The following is a 6613-nucleotide window of genomic DNA, read 5'->3' on the forward strand; positions in this document are numbered from 1 at the left end:
AAAGCAAAAACATGTGATGAACTGTATAAATCCATTGGAAAAGCATTAAGTTGTATCACACAAAAAGACGCTGAAGGATGGTTTAAATCCTGTGGATATGTAAAAAGTTAAAAGCAAAATGCTCTAGCAAAACGCTCTACCCGCCTTGCCCGGTATTCGTGAAGCGCAAAGCCGGGGCTCCCACGCCGCGCCGGGCCGCCGCCGCCCGGACGGCATCAGCCTCGGGCCGCGCATAGCGCGCGCCTTCCAGAATATAGGCTTTGGCCGCCAGACGTTCGCCGCAGCAGTCCAGCGTTGTCGCCTCGCGCGGCAATATCAGCCGTTCCAGCAGTTGCCGCCGCAGCCCCAGGCTATGGGTATGGCGCAGCATGGCCTGCGCGGTGGCCGCCTCGGCCTCTGGCGGGCAGAGCACGCGCAGCAGGCCCGCGGGGCGGTTTTTTTTGCCGATGCCCGGCAGCCAGAGCACATCCAGCACATGGGGCAGATCGGCCAGGGCCGTGAGGGCCATGCCCAGTTCCTCGCCGCTGAGGTGATCCAGATGGGTCTCCAGTTGCAGCACCTGTTCCCGGCCGCCTTGCGCAGCCGGCGCGGCTTCGGGCACGGGTTCGCTCAGCCAGACTCTGAGGCCCGCCGGGGCCGGGCGTGAGCCGTAGCCGGTGCCCAGCCCGGCCAGCACGCCTCGGGGGCCATCCTCGAACGCGTCGGCCAGCGCATGCACAAGCGCGGCGCCCGTGGGCGTGATCAACTCCTCGCAGGCGTCGCCGGGACGCACGGGCTTGCCGCGCATCAGCCATGCCGTGGCAGGGGCTGGCAGCGGAATCAGGCCGTGAGCGCACTGCACCGTGCCCGAAAACCAGGGCAGCGGCGAAACTGTGATCCGCTTCACGCCCAACTGATCCAGGCCCCAGCAGGCTCCTAAAATATCCACGAGCGTGTCAATGGCCCCCACTTCATGAAAATGGACCTGCTCCGGCGGCACCTGATGCGCCTCGGCTTCGGCCAGGGTCAGGGCCTCCAGCGTTTTCAGGGCCCGGCCGCGAACAGCGGCGCTGACCTCCACAGCCGCGAAGACCGCCGCAATATCCGCGGGATGGCGCAGCGGCTGATTGCTGTCCCAGCTCACGTCCGCCCGCCGCCCTGGGCCTGCGGCGCGGATTTCCGGGCGCGTTTCCAGGCAACAGTCTATGCCCGCGCGGGCCAGAGCCGCGATCAACGGGGCAAAGTCCACGCCCAGATGGCTCAGTGCGGCCAGGGTCATGTCCCCGCTGATGCCGTGCGCGCAATCAAGATATGCATCCATACTGTCGCTCCTGAAAAAAGCAGATCCGAGAATAGGAAAAACACAATGTGACGCGACATGCCCGGCGAAAAAACGCGGGATTTGCCCGGCCCCGGTCACCCGCGCGCCGGGCTTGTGCAGCATCCGGCCCTTGGTATATAGAAAAAGCCAAGCGCCGCGCAGGCCCATGCCGCTGCCGGCCTGAAAGCAGCGCGGCAAGCGCGAATGATCTCAACCGTCCACTGCCGGAGGAAGCATGCTTATACGGAATTGGATGACCGCCGACGTGATCGCCGTCACTCCCGAAACATCACTGCTCAAACTCAGCAAGCTCATGCGTGACAACAATATCCGCCGCGTGCCGGTGGTGGACGAAAAAGGCTGCCTCGCGGGCATCATCTCCGACCGGGACGTGCGGGACGCCTCGCCTTCCAAGGCCACCACGCTGGACATGTACGAGATGCATTACCTGCTGGCCGAACTCAAGGCCAAAGACATTATGACTCCCCGGCCTTTCACAGTCAAACCCACGGATACCGTGGAAAAAGCCGCCATGCTCATGTTGGACAACAAGTTCGGCGGCCTGCCGGTGGTGGAGGAAAACGGGCATCTGGCAGGCATCATTTCGGATCAGGACGTGTTCAAGGCCCTGGTGACCATTACCGGCGTGCGCGAGGGCGGCATCCAGATCGGCATTGAGATCGCCAACCGGCCTGGGGCCATGAAGCCCGTTTTCGATCTGCTGCGCGCGCACGGAGCCCGGATTCTTTCCGTGCTCTCGGCCAACAATCAGGAGGGCGACCGCCAGGTCTTTCTGCGGATCCGTGACATGGAAAGCCGCGAGGCCGAAGAAGCGGTGATCGCCGCGGTCAGGCAGCATGCCCGCCTGCTCTACTGGGCGCGCAACGAAGTGCACCTGGCGTGAGCCGCCGGCTGTGCGGGCGCGTGTGACGTTGTTTTAGCATCCTGTTGGAAAAAAACGCTTCTTTTCCCCACGGCTGCGCCAGGCTCAACGAAAAAAGCCGTGCAGGACTTGCCATTGAAATTTTTTTATGACATAACTTTTCCTGCATCGTGATTGGGCTCACAATCACGGCCCACATTTGAGGAATTCGGCCGGGATCGTCAATTCCGGCTGGCATAGCGCCGAGGCATATCGTCCCGGCGAGAATGAGCAATATCTGTCCAAGGAGGACACGCATGGCTGAGATCACCTATAAAGGCAAAAGCTTTGAAGTTGATGAAGATGGTTTCCTGCTGCGTTTTGACGACTGGTGCCCCGAATGGATGGAATATGTGAAGGAATCCGAAGGCATTTCCGATATCACCCCTGATCACCAGAAGATCCTTGATTTTCTGCAGGATTATTACAAAAAGAACGGCATTGCGCCCATGGTGCGCATTCTCTCCAAAAATACGGGCTACAAGCTGAAAGAAGTGTACGAGCTTTTCCCCTCCGGCCCCGGCAAAGGCGCCTGCAAAATGGCCGGTCTGCCCAAGCCCACCGGCTGCGTGTAGTCCGGAGCGCGAATTTTCAGAAAAAAAGCGGAAGGTTGCCCTTCCGCTTTTTTTTGCCCGCTATGCTCCTGCCCGCCGCGGACGCAGCGGTTGCGAGGGAATGCAAAGGCAGGCCCCAGGGGCAGCCGATGCAAAACCCGCAAAACCGGCGTCCCGGCAGCGGGTCCGGCTGTACTTTTCCGGCCGCATCACGGCGGCGATTGCGCCATGCTCTCTTTACGCCGGCACAAAAAAACGGTACTGCCCTGCCATGAAGATCAGATTTTCTTGGAAAAAACTCACCCTCTGGCTGGTGGGCATCTTTTTGTTTTGCGGGCTTGTGGGCGGCGGCACAGCGGCCCTGCTTTTTTACTGGGCCTCGCGCGATCTGCCCGCCATCACCCGCATTGCCGACTATAATCCGCCGCAGGCCACCACGGTCCTGGCGCGCGACGGCTCCGTGCTGGGCCTTTTCTATCATGAAAAGCGCTTTGTCATCGGCCTCAAGGACATGTCGCGCTTTCTGCCTCTGTCTTTCCTCGCCGCCGAGGACGACTCCTTTTACCGGCACATGGGCGTGAACCCGGTGGCCATCGCGCGCGCGGCGCTGATCAACTTCCGCACCGGCACCAAGGGCCAGGGCGGCAGCACCATCACCCAGCAGCTCATCAAGCAGCTTCTGCTCACCTCGGAGCGCAGCTTCACGCGCAAGATGAAGGAGGCCATTCTGGCCTACCGCCTGGAAAAAAATCTTTCCAAGGACGAGATCCTGACCATTTACCTCAACCAGATTTATCTGGGCGAGCACGCCTACGGCGTGGAGGCCGCGGCGCGCACCTATTTCGGCAAGCACGCCTCGGACATCACCCTGGCTGAAAGCGCGGTTATTGCCGGGCTGCCCAAGGCTCCCAGCAAATTCAATCCCTTCCGCCATCCCGAGGCCGCAAAAAACCGCCAGATGTATGTGCTGGGCCGCCTGCGCGACCTGAAATGGATCACCCCCGCGGAATATGCGCAGGCCGCTGCCGAACCCCTGGTCTACTGGAGCATGCCCGAAGGCCAGGGCGGGGCCGCGCTCTGGTATCTGGAAGAGGCCCGCCGCCTGCTCATCGAATTTTTCACCGAACACAATCTCAAGGCCCTGGGCGTGGAGACGCGCAAATACGGCGAGGATTATGTGTACGAGGCGGGCCTGACCGTGCGCACGGCCATGGTGCCCGCCCATCAGCAAGCCGCGGGCCGCGCCCTGCGCCGGGGTCTGGAAGAACTGGACAAGCGGCAGGGCTGGCGCGGCGCTTTGCAACATCTGGATGCCGAGCAGCAGCGCGTTTTTCTGGCCGCCTCCGCTTTTGCGCCCCTGGATCTTGCCGGCAATGCCTGGGTCAAGGCCCTGGTCACGGCCGTGGACGCCAAAGAGGCCCGCGTGGCCCTGGGCCAGGGCTATACCGGCCTGATTCCCGTGGCCAACATGTCCTGGGCGCGCAAGCCCAATCCCAAGGTGGCGGGCATTTACGCTCCGGCGGTCAAAGACGCCAGACTGGTGCTCAGGCCCGGCGATGTGATCTGGGTTTCGGCCGCCGGGCTGAAAATGAGGGAAACCGGCCCCAAAGGCCGCACAGAGCAGAAAAGCGTGCCCTTTGATCCGGCCGCGGTTCGGAAAGAAACGCCCATTCCCCTGCTCCTGCAGCAGGAGCCCGCCGTGCAGGGCGCTCTTGCCTCGCTTGAACCCCAGAGCGGCGACGTGGTGGCCCTGATCGGCGGCTACCGGTTCGGCGAAAGCCATTTCAACCGCGCCACGCAGGCCCGCCGCCAGCCCGGCTCCAGCTTCAAGCCCGTGGTGTACTCGACGGCGCTGGATTTCGGCTTCACGCCGTCCTCCATTGTGCTGGACGCGCCTTTTGTCTATGTGAACCCCTATACCAATGAAGTCTGGCGGCCTTCCAACTACGAGCACAACTATAAGGGCGAGATGCCTTTGCATCAGGCCCTGGCGCTCTCGCGCAACACCAGCACCGTGCGCGTGGCGCAGCAGGTGGGGATCGCCAACGTGATCCAGCGGGCCAAGGCCCTGGGCCTGGAGCCCGCCTTCCCGCAGGAGCTTTCCGTCAGTCTGGGCGCGGTGGCCGTTTCCCCGCTGAATCTGACGCAGGCCTATGCGGCTTTCGCCAATCAGGGCCTGGGCGTGCGCCCCCGGATCATCACCGCCATCAACGACGCCCAGGGCCGCGAGCTCTATCGTCAGGACGTGGAGCACTGGCAGGCCGTCACGCCCCAGAACGCCTACATCATGGACGTGCTGCTCAAAAACGTGGTCAATGCGGGCACCGGGGTCCGCGGCAAGGTGGAAGGCCGCTTCATAGCGGGCAAAACCGGCACCACCAACGAGGAGCACGACGCCTGGTTTGTGGGTTTCTCGCCCTATCTGGTCACCGGCGTCTATGTGGGCTACGATCAGTTGCGGTCTCTGGGCCGTCTGGAACAGGGCGGGCGCACCGCCGCGCCCATTTTCCGCTATTATCGCAGCGTGGTGGAAGAGATGTACGAAGCGCAGGACTTCGTCATGCCTGACGGCATCGTCATGTCCGGCGGCTTTGCATACCGGGCCGACATGCCCCTGGAGGGCGTCTCGGCCACCGCGCCCGACGCCGGGGACGGCACTGTGGTGGATACCTCCGAGGGCGGCGAGGATCTCATGCGCCAGATGTTCTGATCCGCCGCTCCGGCCGCTTTTTTTCTCTGGCAGCGCCTCCTGCCCAAAAATGCTCTACGGACGCGCAAGGACGGCATACCGGGCTCTAACGCGACGCAAAGCCTGCCCCGTACGGTTTTGCAAGAAAAAGGAAAAACATGATCCCCTATGGTTCTCTCGTGGTTTTTGTCACGCCCAAGGGCAGGCGCTACATCAAACGTCTGGAAGAAGGCCAGGATTGGCACAGTAACGACGGCACGCTGCCCGCCGCGCAGGTGGCGGCCCTGGATTTCGGCAGCGAGACGCGCACCAGCCTGGATGTGCCCATCCGCGTGCAGGAGGCCACGCTCTTTGATCGCCTGCAGGGCATCAAGCGCCAGACCCAGATCATCTATCCCAAGGATATTGCCTATATCTGCCTGCGTCTGGGCGCCGGGCCGGGCCGCACGATCATTGAGGCGGGCTGCGGTTCCGGCGGCCTGACCCTGGGGCTTTCCTGGTTTTGCGGCCCTACGGGCAAGGTGGTCGGGCATGAAGCCAGAGAGGAATTCTTCAAGCTGGTCCGGCGCAATCTGGCCTGGGCCGGAGCAGGCGACAACGTGGATCTGCACCACAGGGACATTGCCCACGGCTTTGCCGTCAACGGCGCGGACGCGCTTTTTCTGGACGTGCGCAACCCCTGGGACTATCTCGGTCATGCGGCGTGCGCCGTGCGGCCCGGCGCAAGCCTGGGCTTTCTGCTGCCCACGGTGGATCAGGTCGGCAGGCTCCTGCTGGGCCTGGAACAAGGCCCCTTTGCTGAAACCGAAGTCTGCGAAATTTTGATCCGCCGCTGGAAACCCGTGGCGGATCGGCTGCGCCCCGAAGATCGGATGATTGCGCATACCGGCTTTCTGATCTTCTGCCGCCGCCAGGAGCGCAGCGAGGACTTTGAGTCGCGGCGTCCTCTGGGCACGCGCGAGCGCAAGCAGGAAGCCGCGCGCCTGGCCCGCCTGGATCTGGCCGCCAGAGGCTGACGCGCTCTAGAGCATTTTGCTTTTGAAATTATTCAATTTCAAAAGCGGCGCTGCCATCATTTCGCCTGAAAAGCGTGGTTTTCAGGCTCATTCGGCGCGGGCGTCCGCTCCCGCGGCCGCCAGAGCGGTTGC

At 62.6% G+C, this 6613-nt stretch carries 5 protein-coding genes; 4 read left to right on the plus strand and 1 reads right to left on the minus strand.

Annotation, left to right across the window (positions count from 1 at the left end):
• Window positions 1–136: 136 nt before the first annotated feature.
• Entirely contained in the window at window positions 137–1300 is a 1164-nt protein-coding gene (locus tag G7Y51_RS12810) for a LarC family nickel insertion protein (RefSeq protein WP_165178084.1), read from the minus strand.
• Between the two features lie 235 nt (window positions 1301–1535).
• Here G7Y51_RS12810 and G7Y51_RS12815 point away from each other — a divergent pair, with 235 nt between their 5' ends.
• The 4 genes from G7Y51_RS12815 to G7Y51_RS12830 all read left to right on the plus strand — a co-directional run bounded on the left by G7Y51_RS12815 (window position 1536) and on the right by G7Y51_RS12830 (window position 6481).
• Window positions 1536–2204, plus strand: a complete 669-nt coding sequence (locus tag G7Y51_RS12815; RefSeq protein ID WP_165178086.1) for a CBS and ACT domain-containing protein — start codon at window positions 1536–1538, stop codon at window positions 2202–2204.
• Between the two features lie 275 nt (window positions 2205–2479).
• Complete coding sequence (locus G7Y51_RS12820; protein ID WP_165068622.1) at window positions 2480–2797, plus strand: TusE/DsrC/DsvC family sulfur relay protein; 318 nt, start codon at window positions 2480–2482, stop codon at window positions 2795–2797.
• Between the two features lie 250 nt (window positions 2798–3047).
• Window positions 3048–5486 (plus strand): PBP1A family penicillin-binding protein, encoded by a 2439-nt coding sequence (locus tag G7Y51_RS12825; RefSeq protein ID WP_165178088.1) that lies wholly within the window; start codon window positions 3048–3050, stop codon window positions 5484–5486.
• A 137-nt stretch (window positions 5487–5623) separates the two neighbouring features.
• Window positions 5624–6481, plus strand: coding sequence for a tRNA (adenine-N1)-methyltransferase (locus G7Y51_RS12830; protein WP_165178090.1), 858 nt, complete (start codon window positions 5624–5626; stop codon window positions 6479–6481).
• Window positions 6482–6613 lie beyond the last annotated feature (132 nt).

This window comes from Desulfovibrio sp. ZJ369 (assembly GCF_011039085.1).
Classification (GTDB): Bacteria; Desulfobacterota; Desulfovibrionia; order Desulfovibrionales; family Desulfovibrionaceae; genus Desulfovibrio.

Bases quoted from the DNA above. Each gene is read 5' to 3' on its own strand.
- G7Y51_RS12810 (WP_165178084.1), bottom strand. From the start codon at position 1,300: ATGGATGCATATCTTGATTGCGCGCACGGCATCAGCGGGGACATGACC.
- G7Y51_RS12815 (WP_165178086.1), top strand. From the start codon at position 1,536: ATGCTTATACGGAATTGGATGACCGCCGACGTGATCGCCGTCACTCCC.
- G7Y51_RS12820 (WP_165068622.1), top strand. From the start codon at position 2,480: ATGGCTGAGATCACCTATAAAGGCAAAAGCTTTGAAGTTGATGAAGAT.
- G7Y51_RS12825 (WP_165178088.1), top strand. From the start codon at position 3,048: ATGAAGATCAGATTTTCTTGGAAAAAACTCACCCTCTGGCTGGTGGGC.
- G7Y51_RS12830 (WP_165178090.1), top strand. From the start codon at position 5,624: ATGATCCCCTATGGTTCTCTCGTGGTTTTTGTCACGCCCAAGGGCAGG.